At 70.1% G+C, this 17,266-nt stretch carries 15 protein-coding genes; 8 read left to right on the forward strand and 7 right to left on the reverse strand.

The annotated features are described in order from the left end of the window. Positions 1 to 371, forward strand: a 371-nt coding sequence (locus ACLARN_RS35795) for an HNH endonuclease signature motif containing protein (RefSeq protein WP_409495904.1), incomplete at its 5' end; no start/stop codon positions are given. Between the two features lie 702 nt (positions 372 to 1,073). Here the strand turns inward: ACLARN_RS35795 and ACLARN_RS35800 are convergent. The 4 genes from ACLARN_RS35800 to ACLARN_RS35815 all read right to left on the reverse strand — a co-directional run bounded on the left by ACLARN_RS35800 (position 1,074) and on the right by ACLARN_RS35815 (position 6,393). Next, on the reverse strand, positions 1,074 to 1,745 hold the full coding sequence (locus ACLARN_RS35800; RefSeq protein ID WP_409495905.1) for a decarboxylase: 672 nt from the start codon (positions 1,743 to 1,745) through the stop codon (positions 1,074 to 1,076). A 45-nt stretch (positions 1,746 to 1,790) separates the two neighbouring features. Next, complete coding sequence (locus ACLARN_RS35805; RefSeq protein WP_409495906.1) at positions 1,791 to 2,954, reverse strand: serine hydrolase domain-containing protein; 1,164 nt, start codon at positions 2,952 to 2,954, stop codon at positions 1,791 to 1,793. Positions 2,955 to 3,016: 62 nt separating this feature from the next. After that, positions 3,017 to 6,142 (reverse strand): BTAD domain-containing putative transcriptional regulator, encoded by a 3,126-nt coding sequence (locus ACLARN_RS35810; protein ID WP_409495907.1) that lies wholly within the window; start codon positions 6,140 to 6,142, stop codon positions 3,017 to 3,019. Between the two features lie 20 nt (positions 6,143 to 6,162). Further along, positions 6,163 to 6,393: a hypothetical protein gene (locus ACLARN_RS35815; protein WP_409495908.1), complete on the reverse strand. Its 231-nt coding sequence runs from the start codon at positions 6,391 to 6,393 to the stop codon at positions 6,163 to 6,165. 111 nt (positions 6,394 to 6,504) lie between these two features. Between ACLARN_RS35815 and ACLARN_RS35820 the strand changes: the two genes are divergently transcribed. The 4 genes from ACLARN_RS35820 to ACLARN_RS35835 are packed head-to-tail and all read left to right on the forward strand — an operon-like array spanning position 6,505 to position 8,734. After that, positions 6,505 to 7,314 carry a hypothetical protein gene (locus ACLARN_RS35820; RefSeq protein WP_409495909.1) on the forward strand — a complete coding sequence of 270 codons (810 nt, stop codon included), beginning with the start codon at positions 6,505 to 6,507 and terminating at the stop codon, positions 7,312 to 7,314. Beyond that, on the forward strand, positions 7,311 to 8,048 hold the full coding sequence (locus ACLARN_RS35825; RefSeq protein WP_409495910.1) for a metallophosphoesterase: 738 nt from the start codon (positions 7,311 to 7,313) through the stop codon (positions 8,046 to 8,048). The genes ACLARN_RS35820 and ACLARN_RS35825 overlap by 4 nt, the downstream gene beginning before the upstream one ends. Further along, positions 8,045 to 8,302: a PhoU domain-containing protein gene (locus ACLARN_RS35830; RefSeq protein WP_409495911.1), complete on the forward strand. Its 258-nt coding sequence runs from the start codon at positions 8,045 to 8,047 to the stop codon at positions 8,300 to 8,302. The genes ACLARN_RS35825 and ACLARN_RS35830 overlap by 4 nt, the downstream gene beginning before the upstream one ends. Positions 8,303 to 8,320: 18 nt before the next feature. After that, a complete protein-coding gene (locus tag ACLARN_RS35835) occupies positions 8,321 to 8,734 on the forward strand; it encodes a phosphate signaling complex PhoU family protein (RefSeq protein WP_409495912.1) in 414 nt (137 codons plus the stop codon). Between the two features lie 376 nt (positions 8,735 to 9,110). Here ACLARN_RS35835 and ACLARN_RS35840 read toward each other — a convergent pair whose 3' ends face one another. Next, complete coding sequence (locus ACLARN_RS35840; RefSeq protein WP_409495913.1) at positions 9,111 to 10,406, reverse strand: flavin monoamine oxidase family protein; 1,296 nt, start codon at positions 10,404 to 10,406, stop codon at positions 9,111 to 9,113. A gap of 86 nt (positions 10,407 to 10,492) precedes the next feature. Beyond that, the gene (locus tag ACLARN_RS35845; RefSeq protein ID WP_409495914.1) at positions 10,493 to 12,019 is read right to left on the reverse strand and encodes a PucR family transcriptional regulator; all 1,527 of its coding nucleotides are present in this window, start codon (positions 12,017 to 12,019) and stop codon (positions 10,493 to 10,495) included. 130 nt (positions 12,020 to 12,149) lie between these two features. Between ACLARN_RS35845 and ACLARN_RS35850 the strand changes: the two genes are divergently transcribed. Both ACLARN_RS35850 and ACLARN_RS35855 read left to right on the forward strand, forming a co-directional pair. After that, complete coding sequence (locus tag ACLARN_RS35850) at positions 12,150 to 13,580, forward strand: purine-cytosine permease family protein (RefSeq protein ID WP_409495915.1); 1,431 nt, start codon at positions 12,150 to 12,152, stop codon at positions 13,578 to 13,580. A gap of 1 nt (position 13,581) precedes the next feature. Beyond that, positions 13,582 to 15,237 carry an amidohydrolase gene (locus ACLARN_RS35855; RefSeq protein ID WP_409495916.1) on the forward strand — a complete coding sequence of 552 codons (1,656 nt, stop codon included), beginning with the start codon at positions 13,582 to 13,584 and terminating at the stop codon, positions 15,235 to 15,237. On the opposite strand, the gene ACLARN_RS35860 is transcribed toward ACLARN_RS35855, so the two are convergent. After that, positions 15,212 to 16,168, reverse strand: a complete 957-nt coding sequence (locus ACLARN_RS35860) for a zinc-binding alcohol dehydrogenase family protein (protein WP_409495917.1) — start codon at positions 16,166 to 16,168, stop codon at positions 15,212 to 15,214. The genes ACLARN_RS35855 and ACLARN_RS35860 overlap by 26 nt on opposite strands. Before the next feature lie 195 nt (positions 16,169 to 16,363). Between ACLARN_RS35860 and ACLARN_RS35865 the strand changes: the two genes are divergently transcribed. Beyond that, the gene (locus ACLARN_RS35865; RefSeq protein WP_409495918.1) at positions 16,364 to 17,260 is read left to right on the forward strand and encodes a LysR family transcriptional regulator; all 897 of its coding nucleotides are present in this window, start codon (positions 16,364 to 16,366) and stop codon (positions 17,258 to 17,260) included. Positions 17,261 to 17,266 lie beyond the last annotated feature (6 nt).

Raw genomic sequence — 17,266 nt, forward strand, 5'->3', positions numbered from 1 at the left:
TAACTACATGGAGAGCCCGTTGCGGCGAGAGTCGCACGGCGGGTTCGGCGGGCGGCCTCTGGGAAACGCACCCGAGGAAACTCGGGCGGCGCGCCCAGGGCCGACCCATCTGCCACCGCCCCGCCCAAGCCTGCGACCTCGACCATTCGGTGCCCTGGCAACACGGCGGCCACACCAACGCCGACGACCTCGTCAGCTTCTGCCGCCGCGACCACCGGCTGAAAGACGAACCCGGCTGGACCTACCAGCTCGCCCCCGACGGCACCCTCACCGTCACCACCCCGACCGGACAGACCTACGACAGCACACCACCGCCTCTTCACGAACCCCGCGAGCGAACACCTCTCACCGACGAACCACCACCGTTCTGAACCCCATTACCGGAAAACGGCTACCGGTTTTGTCCCATGCGAGTCAGGCCGGGGTTCGGGCAAGTGTCGCCGCCCTCCTCGTTGCCGGAAATCGGCCACGCGTTCTTCCGCGTCACGCAAAGACCCGGTGCCGCCAGTTCCGCGGGTTGTCGGTCGTTCTGCCAGTGGAACCGTCGTCGCTGGATCGGTGAGGTGTGGTCTGTTCTCCGTCACCGTTCTGGGCCCGTTGCCGAAATTCGGCCATCGCTCTCCGGACCGCTCACGAACTCAGTGTTGCCGGCTGCGTGGTTGTCGGTCCTTCCACCAGAGGAATCGTTGTCGGTTTTTGTTCCTGCGACTCAGGCCGGGGTTCGGGCAAGTGTCGCCGCCCACCTCGTTGCCGAAAATCGGCCACGCGTTCTTCCGCGTCACGCAAGGACCCGGTGCCGCCAGTTCCGCGGGTTGTCGGTCGTTCTGCCAGTGGAACCGTCGTCGCTGGATCGGTGAGGTGTGGTCTGTTCTCCGTCACCGTTCTGGACCCGTTGCCGAAATTCGGCCATCGCTCTCCGGACCGCTCACGAACTCAGTGTTGCCGGCTGCGTGGTTGTCGGTCCTTCCACCAGCGGAATCGTTGTCGGTGGATCGGTGCTTACCGTCCCTATTTCCACACACCCCCTACTCGACGCCACCTTTGCCGTACCCCTCGATAACCCGAATCGCCACTCACGACCCCCGCGCCCTACGAGAGCCGAACAGTGTGCCGAGCCCTGGCCGGACAGGCCGTGTGGCCAGAGCGCGCAAAGCGTCCCAGAGCGTGACCGCGGTCGCCGTAAGCACGGGTTTGCCGAGGCTGAGTTCGAGGTCGTCGAGCAGCGGGGTCGTGTGGAGCGCGGTTTCTGGGACGAGCACGGCTTCCGCTTCAGCGTGGTCGGCCGCGGCCGTGAGTTCGGCGATCCGGTCGCCGGACCAGGCGGTCAGCGCGCGATCCGACGGCGCGTCCGCGGAAACCGAATGAACGGTGGTGACGCCTGCCTCGGTAAGGAAGTCTACGAAGCTCGCCGTCGGGTCGCGGTGGTAGACCGACGCCAGTGCGACGCGATCGATGCCCAGGTGAGTGAGAGCGGTGAGGAAGGCCAGAGAGGTGCTGCTCGCGGGAACACCGAGTCGGCCGCCGAGCACTCGAGTCTGCTCACGCGCGCCTTTCAGACCGCGCGTGAAGCTACAGCTGGAGCAAAGCCCAGGGACGTACGCGAAGTCCACCGCCGGCTCCGGGGCCAGTTGCCTTGCCAGCGCGAGGAAATCGTCCTCGCCGCAAGATAGAGCAGGCCGATCCGCCGGGGCGGCTGACAGGGCGTGCTGGACAACGGTGGCCTCCTCCCGCGCGGGTTCTGCCACTCGGTGGCCCTTGTCCGGTCCGGGCAAGGGCCACCGAGTGGACGGTCAGAGTTTCAGCGCGAAGCCGGAAGCGCCGAACTCCGCTTCGATGATGCCGTCGAGCAGCGGGAAAGTCGCCCAGTCGTTGTTGGTGTGGACGGCCAGCGTGTGGGAACCGTCGGGAGTACCCATCACGAAGGTGCACGTGCCATAGCTTTGCCCGGTGCCGCCGCGCAGCGTCATGCCGTTGGACAGGGTCAGTTCGTACAACCCCAGGCCGTAGCGGGTGTTCGCGAGCCAGTGTGCGCCTTCGGTGGAGACCGTGGTCCACATCTTCTCGTGCTGCGCGGGTGGCAGCAGGCTGCCTTTGAGCATCGCGGTGAAGAACACGAGCAGCTCGTCGAGCGTCGACACCACGTTGGCCGCGCCCCACCCGGCCGAAGTGTTGACCTCCGTGACATCGAAGGGCGGCAGTGCCGGGTCTTCCAGCATCGAGAGCCAGTTCTCCGGGGTGACCTCGTCCGGGCGGATCCCTTCCCTGAGGAAGACTTTCGAGTAAGCCCGGGGATGGCGTCCCCGGTACCCGGTTTCCTCGCGGTTACGCGCGAATGTGTGCTTCAGCCCCAAAGGTTGCACCAGCGTCCGGTCCACTTCGGACTCGAAGCTGCTTCCAGTGGCCTTCTCGACGATCGCCGCGGCGAAGCCGAATCCGCCGTTCGAGTACCAGAAGGCTTCTCCCGGCTGGTACGCCGGAGGCTCCGACACGGCGAGTTCCAGTACGGCTGCGGGCTCGAAGACTTCGAAGCGGTGCTCGTCGAAAGCGGACCGGACGTTGTATCGGCGCTGCACCTCCTTCGCCATGCCCGTGGCAAAGAGGCCGCTGGTGTTGGACAGCAGCTGCCGGACGGTGATCTTGGTGCCGTCGTAGGCACTCCCGTCCATCGTTCCCGGCAGCCAGTGCTCGACGGTGTCGTCGATGTCCAGCAACCCCTCGGCCTCGAGCTGGAGCACGGTTGCCGCGGTGAACGCTTTGGAGATGCTGCCGGTGTGCAGGTGCTCGCCGGGCACCCGCTGGGCGCCGGTCGCCGTGTCGGCCTGCCCGGTGGAGCCGTACCACGTGCCGTCGCCGTCCTGGATCTGGACGACGACGCTGGGCGCGCCCAGCTCCCTCACCGCGCGGTCCATGGCCTCGCGTACCTTCGGGCGTCCCGTGCTCTCGACGTTTGTCATGCCGATTCCTCTCAGCTGGTTGTCGTAGGCCCCAACGGTGACCGTCGGTGATGACAACCGGCTTACAAGACGCTGACAGGGGCTGAGTGCGCTGCCAGCCGGGTGGTCGCGTCGTGCCAGGTGAGCTGCGCACCCGCCCGGAACGCGTTGTCGTAACCGCGTTCGCCGAGCCGTCGAACGAGTTCGGCGACCAGGTCGCGCAGCTCCGGATCGCCATGGTCGAAGGCTCCGCGAATCGCCTGGCTCAGGCCGAGCGCCGTCGCCGCGCCGACCGGGTCGTCTTCGAGGAACAGCAGCCGCGCCAGCTGTTGGGCGGCCGGGGCGGAGGCTCTGTTGGCCTGCGCCGCGGCGATCGCGGCAGGCAGCAGTTCGCGGGCGCCGTCCGCGTCCCCGGTCGTGAGGCGGAGAGCGAACCTGGCCGGTGCCAGGACGGTCTCCACCTCCGGCAGCCTCAGCCGTCGCGCCAGCGCGGCCAGCTCGTCGAGTTCCCGCTCCGACCGTCGGAATTCGCCGGAGCGCCGGTGGATCTCGGCGCGGCCAAGGCGGATTTCGAACTCCATGTATCGCAGGCCGAGGGCCCGTGTCAGGTCTTCGGCTGCGTCGATGTCCCGTCCGGCGCCGTCGAGGTCGCCGGCGCGCATCCGTACCGCGGCCAGCCCGACCAGGTGGGCGACCTGGTCCTGCGAGCCGGACCCGGCGGACAAACCGACGGAGTGTTCCAGTGCGGCGATCGCCGCGTCGTGGTCACCGCGGACGAGGTGGACCTCGGCCAGGAGGGCCGTCGACACGGCCGTCCACAGCCGGTCACCGGTTTCGGCGAACTCGGCCGCTGCTCGCCCGCGTGCGGCGGCCGAGTTCGCCCAGTCGCCTCGATTCCCGGCCGCGGTGGCTTCCAGCAAGGACACGCAGGCCCAGGCCCAGGCGTCGGAACCGTTTCGCGCCCTGGCCATCTCTGCCGCGACCAGGTCGTCGAGACCCATCTGCTGGGCAAGGGGCAGTGTCACCAGCAGCAGAAACGGATACCGCTCGAAGGCGCCGGTCTCCGAACATCCGGCGACAAGGGCACGCATCCGGTCCGGATCGGTGCACGGCGCGTTCTCGCCGATCAGGGCGTCGATCGCGGCGAAGGTGGCACGGGCGTCGCGGGGGAGCGCGTCACCCAGTGTGAGCGCCTCGGCGATCAACGACTCCGTCCGGGCGTCGTAGCGCACCGCGTACCAATACCAGTGCAGCAGTCCGAGCAGCCGCACCACGGCGTCCGCGTCCCGGCCATCGAGCGCCACCCTCAGCGCGAACACCAGGTTGTCGTACTCGGCCGCGACGACCGCCAGTGAGGAGTGTTGGGAGTGAGACCGTGCGAGAGCTTCGTGTTCGGCGGCCAGCGCGGCGAAGTGGCGGAGATAGCGGTCTTGGATCATGTCCCGTTCGCCCGCTCGGGAAAGCTCCTCGGCGGCGAAGGCGCGGATGCTCTCCAGCATTCGGTAGCCGTTCTCGCCCCGCTCCACGAGCGACTTGCCGACGAGCGAGTCGAGCACGTAGAGGGTGTCCGAGCAAACCGCTTCGATCGCCTCGAAGGTGGCGGTGGCCGGGAAGAAGGCCAATCGGCGCGCCACTGTCCGTTCGCGATCGCTCAGCAGGTCCCAGCTCCACTCGATCACCGCGCGCAGGGTGCGCTGGCGGGGAAGGGCCGCCCGGTTCCCGGTGGAGAGCAAGCGGAACCGGTCGTCGAGATGCCGCGCGACCTGGCCGACGGTCATCGAACGCAACCGTGCCGCGGCTAGTTCCAGAGCGAGCGGCAAGCCGTCGAGGCGGCGAACCACCTCCACCACCGAGTCCACTGTGGACTCTGTGAGGGCGAAGCCGGGTTGAACGGCGGCCGCGCGGTCGGTGAACAGCCGCACCGCGGCCGATTCGCCGGGATCGGTGTGCTCGGCGGGAAGGTCGAGCGGGTCGAGGCGGCAGAGCGCTTCGCCCAGGACGTCCAACGGCTCCCTGCTGGTGGCCAGGACGGTCAGCCGCGGCCGGGTTTCGAGCAGGTACTGGGCGACGCGCGCGACTTCGGCGACGAGGTGCTCGCAATTGTCCAAGACCAGCACGGCGTCATCCCCGCCGAGCAGGATGGCCGCCCGATCCAGCGGCTCGGTGGCGCCGGCGGTGAGACGGGCGCCGCTGAGCGCGCCGAGGACCGCGTCGGCGACCCCTTCCGGCTTCTCGACGCCGGCCAGCGGGACGAGCCACAGCCTGCCGCTTTCGTACGCGGGATGCCGGGACGCCACTTCCAAGGCCAGCCGGGTCTTGCCGACACCGCCGGTACCGGCGACGGTGACCAGACGGGAAGTCTCCATCAGGTCCGCGAGTAACGTCGAATCACCGCCGCGGCCGACGAACGACGTCAGCCGGGACGGCAGCCTGCCCGGCGTGGGCCCGGAGCGGGCCGTCGTCCGATCCACCTCTCCGCGCAGCACGGCGAGGTGGGCCTGCCGCACCACAGCGGAAGGATCGACACCGAGTTCGACGGCGAGCCTGCCCCGGATGTCCTCGTACGCGGCGAGCGCCTCGGACTGGCGGCCCGCCGCCGAAAGCGCGCGCATGCGCAACGCGGCCAGGCGTTCCCGCAAAGGTCGCCCGGCGCACGCCGCCTCCAGATCGGGCAGTACCCCGGAGTGCCTGCCCAGCCGCAGTTCCGCTTCGAAGCGGTCTTCAAGTGCGGCCGCTCGCAATTCCTCGAGGCGCGCACCGGCGATTCCGGCGTACGGAGCCGCGAGTATGTCCGCGAACGCGTCACCGTGCCACAACGCGAGCGCGTCCCCGAGCGTCGCGGTCGCCTGTTCGGGAGCGTCGGCCAGGAGTTCGCGCCTGCCACGCGCCGTCAAGACTTCGAACCGGTGCGCGTCCACGCTGTCCGCGGGCAGGGCGAGCCGGTAACCCCCGGCCGGCGACTCCACGACTTCCGGTTCCGGCAGCGCCCTGCGCAGCCGGTGCACCAGCGCGTGCAAGGTGTTCGTGGTGGCCGACGGCGAGTCCGTTCCCCAGATGTCCGCGATGAGCGCACCGGGTGACACCGTCTCGCCCGCCGACAGCGCGAGCCTGGCCAGCAGCATGCGCGGCTTCGCGCCGCCGGTATCGACCTGTTCGCCGTCGTCGCCGAAGACCCGCACCGGTCCCAGCACCGTCACCCTCAACCCCACGGCAAGAAGCCTAGGCCTTGCTAGTCGTCGGGACCGCGCAACGTCAGGACGACCCGGAGTACGTGTTCGACGGCGGCGGGGAACACGGCCCCGCGCAATTCGCCGCGGCTGGCGAGGGTGAGCCCGGCGAAGTCCAGCATCCGGTCTTCACCAAGACGCCGGACGGTCAGCGTGGCTACTTCTTCGAGGTCGAGGCCGGGATGGTCCAGGCGGGTCAGCGCGAATTCGACGATGAGCTGCTCGTCCGTCACTTCACCACCACCTCCTCGTGCGTTCGAGAATAGTTCGGGTGGCTGACCGCGTCGCAAATGCCCGATTAAGCCTGCGCGGCAGCGGGTAACCGTACCCATGGCGGAGCGACCGTGAACGAAACGGAACTACTGCACACCCTGACCAAGGTGGTGACCACTTTGGACGGTACGTCGGTGCGGTTCGCCGTCGCGGGCGGCCTCGCCGTCTACGCGAGAGGTGGCCCGCCGTCCGACCACGACGTCGACATCTTCCTCAAACACGAAGACGTTCCCGAGGCGGCGGAAGCCCTGGTAGCCGCGGGGCTGAGACGCGTGCACCCGCCCGAGGACTGGCTCACCAAGGTCTACGACGGTGACTGCCTTGTCGACCTGATCTTCCGGCCGAATCACCGCCCGGTGACCGACGAAATGCTGGACCGCGCGTCGCTGATGCGTGTCGGGGCGACCGCGGCGCCGGTGCTCAACGGGACGGACCTGCTCGTCGACAAGGTTCTCGTGCTCAGCCCGCATCGGTGCGATTTCGCGCCCCTGCTGCGGATCGCCCGCGATCTCCGCGAGCAGGTCGACTGGCACCGGGTGGCTGAAGAGACTTCCGAATCGCCGTACGCGTGGTCGTTCCTGACCCTGCTCGCGGCACTGTCCATCATCGACGGGAAGGAGCTCCCGATGCCCGCGGAAGCACCCCAGTACCTGGTCGCCAGGCTGACCAAGGCGCTGGCGGAGGACCCGAGGACCGCCGAACTCGGCGTGCACGTCACCGTGCGCGGCGACCAGGTCCGGCTCAGCGGCGAGGTGGCGTGCGCGAACCGCAAGGCCGACCTCGAGGCCGTCATCTGCGAACACATCGCGGCCGAACTGGTGCACAACGACGTCCGGCTCGCCGATGTGCGCGAGCCTGCGCGGGCCGAGGAGATCCGGTGATCCGGGTCGCCGCGGTCGGGGACGTCCACCTCGGGGAGGACAACCGGGGCCTGCTGCGGCCGGTACTGGACAACATCGCCGAACACGCCGACGTCCTGCTGCTCGCCGGTGACCTCACCCGGCACGGCACCGTCGAGGAGGCCAGGGTGGTGGCCGACGAGTTCGCCGGGCTCGACGTCCCGGTGGTTTCGGTGCTGGGCAACCACGACTACCACTCCGACGCGGCCGAAGCGGTCAGCGGTTTGCTGGAGGAAAGCGGGATCACCGTCCTGGAGGGCTCCGCCACCACGGTGAAACTCGACGGCGGCACACTCGGCGTCGCCGGGGTGAAGGGTTTCGGCGGCGGGTTCGCGGGCAAATGCGCGAGCCGCTTCGGCGAACGCGAAATGAAGGACTTCGTCGAACACACCATGGCGGCGGCCAAGCGGCTGCGGACCGCGCTGGAAGGGCTCGAACACGAGGGCGCCGACGTGATCGTCGCGCTGACGCATTACTCGCCGATCCCCGGGACGCTGCACGGTGAACCGCCCGAGATACACCCGTTCCTCGGGTCCTATCTGCTGTGCGAGCCGATCGACGACGCCCAGGTCGCCCTCGCGGTGCACGGGCACGCGCACTACGGCAGCGAACAGGGTGTGAGTCCGGGCGGTGTCCCGGTGCGGAACGTCGCCCAGCCGGTGATCCGGGCCGCCTACGCGACGTACATCCTCGAACCGGCGAAGGCCTTGGTATGAGGGAACGATTCCAGGGACAACTGAGTATCCTCGGCGACCGGTTGTCGGATATGTGCGGCATGGCGTGCGACGAGCTACGCCTGGCCAACCGGGTCTTTCTCGACCGCGACCTCGCGGCCGCCACCGAACTGGCGACCGTCGAGGCGTGGATGAACGCGGCACGGACCGAGTGCGAGGAGACCGCGCAGAAGCTGCTCGCCTTGCAGGCGCCGGTGGCGGGAGATCTGCGGACCGTACTGGCGGCGGTGTACTGAGCTGACCGGCTGGAGCGGATGGGCGACCTCGCCCAGCACATCGCCGAACAAGCCGCCCGGGCGCCGAAGTTCGCCGTCCCCGAGGTGCTCTCCGGGCGATTCTCTGAGATGGCCGGGCTCGTCTGCTCGATGGCGGAAGACCTCGGCGCGGCGATCGAAGGGTCGCCTGCCGAGGTGTTCCACTCGCTGGCCCGGTCCGATCAGCGCGTCGACGCGCTTTACGAGGAACTGATGACCGAAGTCACCGACCCGGCTTGGACCCACGGTGTCGCGCCCGCCATTTCGGTGGCGCTGCTGGCGCGGTTCTACGAGCGGTTCGCCGACCAGGTCGTCTCCGTGGCGCGGCGAGTGGACTTCGCGCTGACGGGGGAGCTGCCCGAATCGGCCCTGCGGGACGCTTCCACCCCGGTTGGCGGGAGCGCTCTCCGATGAGGCTGCCCGGAACTGATCACTTGCGATGTGGCCGGTTCCTGGGGTTCTGGGCTCGTGAAGGATAGGTGGGAGATCCGGGGTAGGGCAAAGGTGACGCCGGGTGAGAGGTGTGTGGAAATAGGGACGTTGAGTGTCCCTATTTCCACACACCCCCTCCAGATCCCGGCGGTCACAGGGACTTTCGTGCGGGACTGTGTGGATTTTGGGTCATCTGACGTCCCAAAATCCACACGGTGAGGGTCGCGGTCCGGGATCGGGACCGGTCACCGAACATGACACCTTTGCCTTACCGTCAATAGCCGCCAGAAAGTGTCCCTTGTGGACAGTCAAGGGCGCGGCCGGTTCTCGTGGGCCGGTCCGGCCCGCGCCGCGGTCATCACAGCACCGCCAGCAGTTCGGCGGCGGCGCGGCGGCCGCTGTCGATCGCGCCGTCGATGAAGCCCGGCCACCGCTGGGCGGTGTGCGCGCCGGCGAAGTGCACCATGCCCTCCGGCACGGCGAGATCCTGTTCGTAGCGGGAGATCTGCCCGGCCCGGAACGTCGTCCAGGTGCCGCGCGACCATTCGTCGTCCACCCATTCGTATGTGGTCGCGGCGACGACTTCGGCCTCGGGCGCGAACTCGCGCACCGCCCGCTGCACGTCCGCCACGTCGTGTCCGTCCACCCGGTCGTGCTCGGGTGCGAAGCACACCAGCACCACGCCCTCGGGCACGGTGTACATCGCGCCGACGTAGTCGAACGCGGTACCCCAGCCGTACCCGCTCAGGTCCTCCGGCACGTTGCGGGCCAGCGCCCACACCTTCTGCCCCTGACCGGCATGGTTCTCGGTGGAGATGGCCAGTTTCGCCGCGGACAGCGCGGGGGTGAACTCGATGTGCCGCTGCACGCCGATGGGGACGGTGATCAGCACCCGCCGTGCCGTGACCGTGCCGCCATCGTGGCCGACGACCACGTGGTCCGCTTCCTGGCGCACCCACCGCACGGGCGTGCTCAGCCGGATGTCCGTGCCGCCGTCCTCCGCCAGTGCCGTGGCGAGTGAGGCGGTGCCGTCGTCGAAGGTCCGGCCGAGCACGCTGGCCCGGACCATGCCCCAGACGGAGTTGCCCATGGCGGCGAGCCAGCGCAGCACGTCCAGGGCGGAGCCGGTGTCGGCCGAGGCGTTGCCGCATCCGCAGAACCAGGAGATCAGCAGTTCCCGCGCGTTGCCCTTCAAACCGGCCTCGTCGGCCCACTGGCGGATCGGCACGTCGAGATCGGCAAGGCCCTGTCCGGCCAGTGGGCGGTCCACGTCGAGCCGCGCGCCCGCGGCGATCAGGGCGCGGACCGCCTGTTCCAGGTCCTCCAGTTCGGCGGGCGGCACCGGCAGCAGCGACTCCAGTACGCGGCCACGGTCGGACCAGGTCATCCGGGCGGGCAGTTCGCTGTCGCTGACCGCGATCCCGTAGCGGCGGACCTCCTCGGTGACGAAGGTCTGCTCCGGGACGATCCACGTGCCGCCCATCTCCAGCCCGACCCCGTCGAACAGGTCGGTCCGGTACCAGGTGCGGCCGCCGATCCGGTCGCGCGCTTCCAGCACGCGCACCGTCCGCCCGGCCGCGCCGAGATCGCGTGCGGCCGTCAGCCCGGCGAATCCAGCGCCCACGATGACGACATCGACTTCCGGAGAAACCATCGAACACCTGCCTTCTGTCAGCGTGCACGGCAACGTACGTGCGCCGCCCCGCACCGGTCGATGGACACGAAGTCCAATTCAGTCGATCACTGTGGACGCGGTGACGAATCCCGGCCGGTCTCGGCGTAGGCGAGCGCGTCCCTGGCCTCCAGCGCGAGCCACAGCTCGTAGCGCGCGGACGCGGTCGCCAGCGTCCGGCCGGTGAGATGCTCGATCCGGTCGATGCGGTTGCGCACGGTGTGCCGGTGCACGCCGAGGCGCTGCGCCGTGACGTCCCAGGCGGAGTTGGCGTCCAGCCACGCCCGCAACGTGGCCAGCAGCTGCCCCCTCTGGTCGGCGGCGTCGACAGGCGCCAGCACGGTGTCGGCGAACGACGCCAGCAGCTCCGGTGGCCCCAGGGTGAGCAGCAGCCTGCTGGTGCTGTGCTCCCCGGCCTCGGCGGGACGGCCAAGGCGCGCGCTGGTGGCCAGCAGCGCCCGCGCCTGCCGCAGCGAGACGGCCGCCGAGCCCGGCCGCAGTGCCGCGCCGACGCCCGCCGGGCGCTCCGGTGCGAACCGGTCGAGCAGCGCGGTCACGTCCACCTCGTCCACGACCAGCGCCTCCACGGTGTCCTCGGACCACCGCACGAGACCACCGGGCAGCACGAGAGCGAGATCGGCCGCCAGGTCGTCCGCTTCCCCTACCCCAGCCACCACCGCCAGGCCGCGCACCGAGGGAGAGGCCAGCCCGAACGTGGTCAGCAGCGACTCGGCCCGGTCGTCGGGCAGCCCGTCCAGCAGCCGGGCCAGCGCCTCCGCACCGGCTCGCCGTCGCGGTTCGTCGGCCAGATGCCTGCGTTCCAGTTCCAGCGTCAGCAGCGACACCAGCGCGGCGTCCAGCGTGCCCGGCTGCGGTTGGGGCGGCCGGGCGAGCAGCACGTGCCCGCGCAGCCGCCGGGCACCGATCGGTTGCACGGCAACGGTCAGCCCGTTCACCGCGACCGACGCGCTGCCCAGCAGACCGCGGCCGCCGACCTCGTCCAGCACCGTGCGCCCGGCGGCGAGCAGGGCGGGCGCGGATTCGCCGACGGCGACCAGTTCGCGGCCGAGCAGGTCGGTCACCACGGCGGCGCGACCGGTCGAGTGCAGCCACACCTTGAGGATCGCGTTCAGGCCACCGCCCGAGGTCGCGGCGACGGTCAGCCTGCGTTGCACGTCGACGGTGTGCTCCAGTGCGCGCCGGTCCTCGGCGGCCAGCGCGGCGAAAACCGCCTTGGTGACCGCGATGAACGGCACCTCGTCCGGCACCACGAGCAGCGGCAGCCCGGCGGCCTCGGCGGCGGCCACCAGCTCACCGGGCGGCTCCCGGTGTGGCTGGCCGTGGCCGACGCCGAACGCCAGCGCCGCCGCGCCGCCCTCGACGACGTCCCGCACGAATCCCCGGCAGGACCGCCGGTCCGTCGGCAGCACCACACCGGCCGTCATCAGCAGTTCCCCGCCGTGCAGCCACTCACCGGGGCGGGCCAGCTCCGAGACGTGCGCGGCCTCGATCACCCGGTCCCGGCCGCCCTCCCCGGCGACCAGGGTCAGGCGGAGCGCGCGCAGGGCGAGCAGGTCGGCGACAGTCAGCGGCATGGACGCAGTGTCCACAGTCACGCGAAAAGTTCAACCCCGCGTCCATCGACGCGGCCGGGCGGCCCGCCCTACCGTCCCCACACCCCGTGACCCACGTCTCAGTCCACAGGACACCGCTGGAGGCCCCGCCGTGATCCAAGACCCAGCCAGTAGAGCGGCACCCGAGCCCGTCTCCGCCCAGGCCACCCGCATCGAGACGCACGGCATCGACGTCATCGGCGACGAGGAGCGGCACGGCCGGGCGCGCGACCTGTTCGGCGTGTGGGCCGCGCCGAACGTCAGCTACCTCAGCCTCGTGGTCGGCGGCGCGCTCGTGGTGCTGGGCCTGAGCCTGTGGCAGGCACTCGGCGTGATCCTGGTCGGCAACCTGTTCTGGCTGCTGGTCGGGCTGATCTCGGTCAGCGGTCCGGCCGCGGGCACGCCGAGTTCGGTCATCACCCGGACCATGTACGGCGTTCGCGGCAACCGGGTGCTGGTCACGGTCAACGGCTCGCTGATCTCCGTGTGCTACGTGGCGCTGAGCCTGTCGGCGGCGTCGGTGACGGCGTTCAGCCTGTGCTCCAGGTTCGGTCTGGAACTCGACACGACGGGCAAGATACTGGTCATCGTCGGCGTGGCGGCGGTGACGCTGGCGATCAGCGTCTACGGGCACGCCACGATCATCAGGCTGTACCTGCCGCTCGCCGCGGCACTCGCGGTGGTGTTCGCGGTCCTGGCGTTTTTCGTGCTGGGCAACGCCGACTGGGGTCACCGGCCGCCGCAGGAGCTCCAGGGGCCCGGCCTGTGGGCGGCGCTGGCCGCCGGGCTGGCCATGGTCTCCTCCGCTCCGCTGTCCTACAGCACGAGCGCCGACTTCGCCCGCTACCTGCCGCGCACCGCCAAACGGTCGGCCATTGTCGGCTGGACGGCGGCGGGCGCCTACCTGCCCAGCGTGCTGTGCACCCTGCTGGGCGCGATCGCAGCCACCACGCTGGACATGAGTGATCCGCAGACCGCGCTCACCGGCCTGCTGCCCGGCTGGTTCTCCCCGGTCTTCCTGATCGCCATGATCCTGGGCGCGATCGCCAACAACGCGCTGATCATCTACAGCTCGGGACTCGCGCTCCAGGCGATCGGGATGCGTGTCCGCCGGTCGCGCAGCGTGCTGTTCTACGGCACGGTCAGCATCTTGCTGACCATGTACGCGCTGCTGGTCTCGAACTTCCTGGACACCGTCAGCCGGATGCTGCAGATGATGGTGGCGGTGCTGGCCCCGATCATGGCCATCTACGTCACCGACGTGCTGCTGCGGCGCAACCGGTACGACGGCCACGCGCTCAGTGACCTGAGCCGGGGCGGTCCGTTCTGGTACCGGGGCGGGGTCAACTGGGCCGGTTTCGCCGCGCTGGTGGTCGGCGCCGCGTTCGCCGTCGAGTTCCTGGCCGTACCCGGCGTGCACATCGGGTTCCTTGCCGAGCTGGCAGGCGGGATCGACCTGTCGCTGCCGGTGGGGCTGATCGTCCCGGCGCTGATCTACGTCCTGGCGATGCGTTCGTCGTTCGACCCTGCACCCAAGGAGTGACATGAGCAAGCCGGAACGGGTCCACTACCGGGGTGGCCGGATCTTCACCGCCGACGAGCCGGCGTGGGCGGAGTCCATGGTCGTGCGCGGGGAGTCGATCGAGTTCGTCGGCGACACCGCGACGGCGGACGGGATGGCAGGCGGCGCGCGACTGGTGGACCTCGGCGGGGCGTTCGTGCTGCCCGGTTTCGTGGACGCGCACACCCACCTGCTGGGGATGGGCGAGGCGCTGCGGCAGGTCGACCTGTTCGACGCCGCCGACGTGGCCGAGATCCAGTCCAGGGTCCGGGAGGCGGCGGCCGCCGACCCCGGTGCGCCGCGTGTCCTGGGCCGAAGCTGGCTGTTCGGCGCGCTGGACGGGCGCGGCCCGGACCGGGGCCTGATCGATGCGGCAGCGCCGGACCGGCCGGTCTACCTCGCCGCCAACGACCTGCACTCGACGTGGGTCAACAGCGCCGCGCTGCGGGAGCTCGGGATCACGGCGGACACCCCCGACCCGATCGGCGGCCGCATCGGCCGCGACGAGGCGGGCGAGCCGGACGGCATGCTGTACGAGGCGGCCGCGTTGCAGCTGGCGCGGCGGTTCCTCGACGCGGCGGGCAGTGACGACGAGCGTGACGCCGCACTGGCCTCGGCGTTCGAGCGGTACCTGTCCGACGGCGTGACCGGTGCGGTGGACATGGGGCTGGGGCAGGACGACCTGGACGCGCTGGAGCGGGCACTGGCCCGAGGCGGCGGCCGGTTGCCGTTGCGGGTGGCCGGGCACTGGCTGGTCGAGCGGACCGGCCGCACCGAGGACGACCTGCGGCAGGTCCGGCGGGCGGTGGAACTGGCCGGGCGGCTGTCCGGGCCCTGGCTGCGGGTCACCGGCATCAAACTGCTGGTGGACGGCGTGATCGACAGCTGCACGGCGGCGATGAAGGCCCCGTTCGCCGACGGCAGCCACCCCGGGCCGATCTGGGATCTGGCCGCGCTTACCCCCGTCGTGGCGGCGGCGGACGCGGCCGGGTTGCAGGTGGCGCTGCACGCGATCGGCGACGAGGCGTCGGATATCGCGCTTTCCGCACTGGAGCACGCGATCGAGGTCAACGGGCCGCGCGACCGGCGGCACCGGCTGGAGCACGTCGAGGTGGTGACGGAGGAGAACGTGCGGCGGCTGGCCCGGCTCGGCGTGGTCGCGTCCATGCAGCCGGTGCACGCGGACCCGGCGATCCAGGACAACTGGCGGGCGATGCTCGGCGACGACCGCGTGCGGCGCGGATACCCGTGGCCGGAGCTGACCGCCGCCGGCGCGGTACTCGCGTTCGGCTCCGACGCGCCGACCGCGCCGCATCCGCCGTTGCCGAACATGTTCATCGCCACCACCCGGCGTTCGGCGTCCGATCCCGGGCTGCCGCCCAACATCCCGGAGTTCGCCCTGCCCATGGCCGACGCCCTCGCGCACGGCACCCGGCACGCCGCGTACTCGTGCCGATGGGAGGGGCTGACCGGGCGCCTGGCACCGGGGCTGGCGGCGGATTTCGTGGTGCTGGACCGCGATCCGTTCGCCGAAGGCCCCGACTCGCTGTTGCGGACCGAGGTGCGGCTGACCGTGGTCGCGGGAGTCGATCAGCTCGGCGAAGATCCTGCCGTCATTCTTGCTCGACGCGGAGGATGAGCTTGCCTGTCGTGCGGCGGGCGAGGAGGTCCTCGTGGGCGGTGGCGGCGGCGGACAGTGGGTATTCGCCGCCCACGAGGGGCTTGATCTGCCGGGTGGCGGCGAGGTGGAGCAGTTCCTGGAGCGGGGGCCCGGCGGCACCGGCTTCGTCGAGGATGGGCACCAACCAGAGGCCGCCCAGGATGGTGTTGCGCATGGTGAGGTGGCCTGGGTCCACCGGTGGCAGGCCCGTTCCCGCCGAGGCCCCGTAGGTGATCAGGCGGCCGAAGCTCGCGAGCGCGCCGAGGGCCTGATCGAACACCGTCCCACCGACCGCGTCCAGCACGACATCGACCCCGGCGCCGCGGTTGGCGTCCAGCACCCGCTCCCGGTAGCCGTCGGCGGCCCCGTCGACCGCCGCGTCGGCCCCCAGTTCCAAGGCAAGGGCCCGCTTGTCCTCGGTCGATGCCGTGGCGATCACGCGTCCGGCGCCGAATCGCTTGGCCAACTGGATCGCCAGCGAGCCGACTCCTCCCGCCGCCGCGTTCACCACCACGGTCTCCCCTGGCCGCACTCGCGCCGCGGAACGGAGCAGGTGCCAGGCGGTCAGCCCCTGGACGAGCAGCGCCGCGGCCTCACCCGCGCCGACACCGTCCGGTAGCTCGACCAGGTCCCGGATAGGGACGACGGCCTTGGAGGCATATCCGCCGTCGGTGAGATAGCCGAGTACGCGCCGACCGTCACCGGTCCGGCCCACCACTTCCATGCCAGGCACATGGGGGAACGTCTCGGGCGGGGCGTACTGCCCGGCGACGTTCTTGATGTCCCCGAAATTGACGCCCGCGGCCTCGACCTCGACCAGGACCTCGCCGTCGCCCGGCACCGGGTCGGGCCGCTCGACCTCGGTCAACACTTCCGGGCCGCCGAACCTGTCGAACTCGATAACGCGCACGGGATTCCCTTCACCACTCGATCGCTCTGGTCCTGTCAGGCTAGGTAGGCGTCGACCAGCGGAACCATCGGCGATCGCCGATGGTGACGGGATCATCCATGAACGACACTCATCTATTCAGAGTAGGCAAGGAGGCCTTCACGGCCAGGTGAACGCGTGCACCCCTAAGGCACGTTTGCCTTTAAAGTTCCGGACATGAGCACTGGGGATCTGACGGCAGGCGAGCTGCGCATTTTCATCGCCATCGAACGGGAGGGAAGCTTTTCGGCCGCCGCGCAGAAGCTTGGCCTCACCCAGTCGGCGGTCTCGCACGCCGTGAACACCGCGGAACGCAAGGTAGGAGCGGTGCTCTTCCAGCGCGGCCGCGGCGGCGCACAGCCGACCAAGGCAGGCAAGTCGGTGCTCGGGCACGCGCGGCGGATCCTCCGGTTGATGGACACGATGAAACAGGAGGCTCGCACCGCCTCGGTAGGGGAGACGACCGGAACCGTCCGGGTCGCGGCCTTTCGCGGCGCCGCGTTCCACCTGCTGCCCAGCGTGCTGGGCCGGTTCGGGCGGCGTTACCCCCGCATCACCGTGGACGTCAGCGTCGTACGAGAGACCGAAGCTGGCATCCCCGGACAGGTACGCGCCGGACTGGCCGACCTTGGCGTCGCCACTCTCTTCTCTCCCATCGAAGACCTGGTCAGCAAGGAACTGTTCGTCGATCCCTACGTGCTGGCCTACCCGGCCGGGCACCCGGACCCGCGTAGCCTCCCCACGATCCACTGGAACGAGCGCACCTCGGCCGAGACCGAAGGCTGGTGCGCACGACAGGCTTGGCTCCCTGCCAGCGACATCCGGGTAGAAGACGACAGCGTGGCCATGTCGATGGTCGGCCACGGTCTCGGCACCGCGGTCGTCCCCCGCCTGACCTTCGCCGGCGCATCGCCAAAGGTGGCCATGCAGACACTCGGCTCCGACGCACCCAGCCGCAGCGTCGGGTACGTCATCACCCCCGAGATGCACCATTCGGCAGCCGTCCGCGCGCTGATCGCCGAACTTCGCGCACAGCCTCTGTCTCAAAGCGGAGGTCAGCGACGACGAGCGTGACGCCGC

The organism is Amycolatopsis sp. cmx-11-12 (genome assembly GCF_046269425.1).
Lineage (GTDB): Bacteria > Actinomycetota > Actinomycetes > Mycobacteriales > Pseudonocardiaceae > Amycolatopsis.

Coding starts and splice junctions, on each gene's coding strand:
- ACLARN_RS35805 (WP_409495906.1), bottom strand. CDS start 2,954: ATGACAAACGTCGAGAGCACGGGACGCCCGAAGGTACGCGAGGCCATG.
- ACLARN_RS35830 (WP_409495911.1), top strand. CDS start 8,045: ATGAGGGAACGATTCCAGGGACAACTGAGTATCCTCGGCGACCGGTTG.
- ACLARN_RS35835 (WP_409495912.1), top strand. CDS start 8,321: ATGGGCGACCTCGCCCAGCACATCGCCGAACAAGCCGCCCGGGCGCCG.
- ACLARN_RS35840 (WP_409495913.1), bottom strand. CDS start 10,406: ATGGTTTCTCCGGAAGTCGATGTCGTCATCGTGGGCGCTGGATTCGCC.
- ACLARN_RS35845 (WP_409495914.1), bottom strand. CDS start 12,019: ATGCCGCTGACTGTCGCCGACCTGCTCGCCCTGCGCGCGCTCCGCCTG.
- ACLARN_RS35855 (WP_409495916.1), top strand. CDS start 13,582: ATGAGCAAGCCGGAACGGGTCCACTACCGGGGTGGCCGGATCTTCACC.
- ACLARN_RS35865 (WP_409495918.1), top strand. CDS start 16,364: ATGAGCACTGGGGATCTGACGGCAGGCGAGCTGCGCATTTTCATCGCC.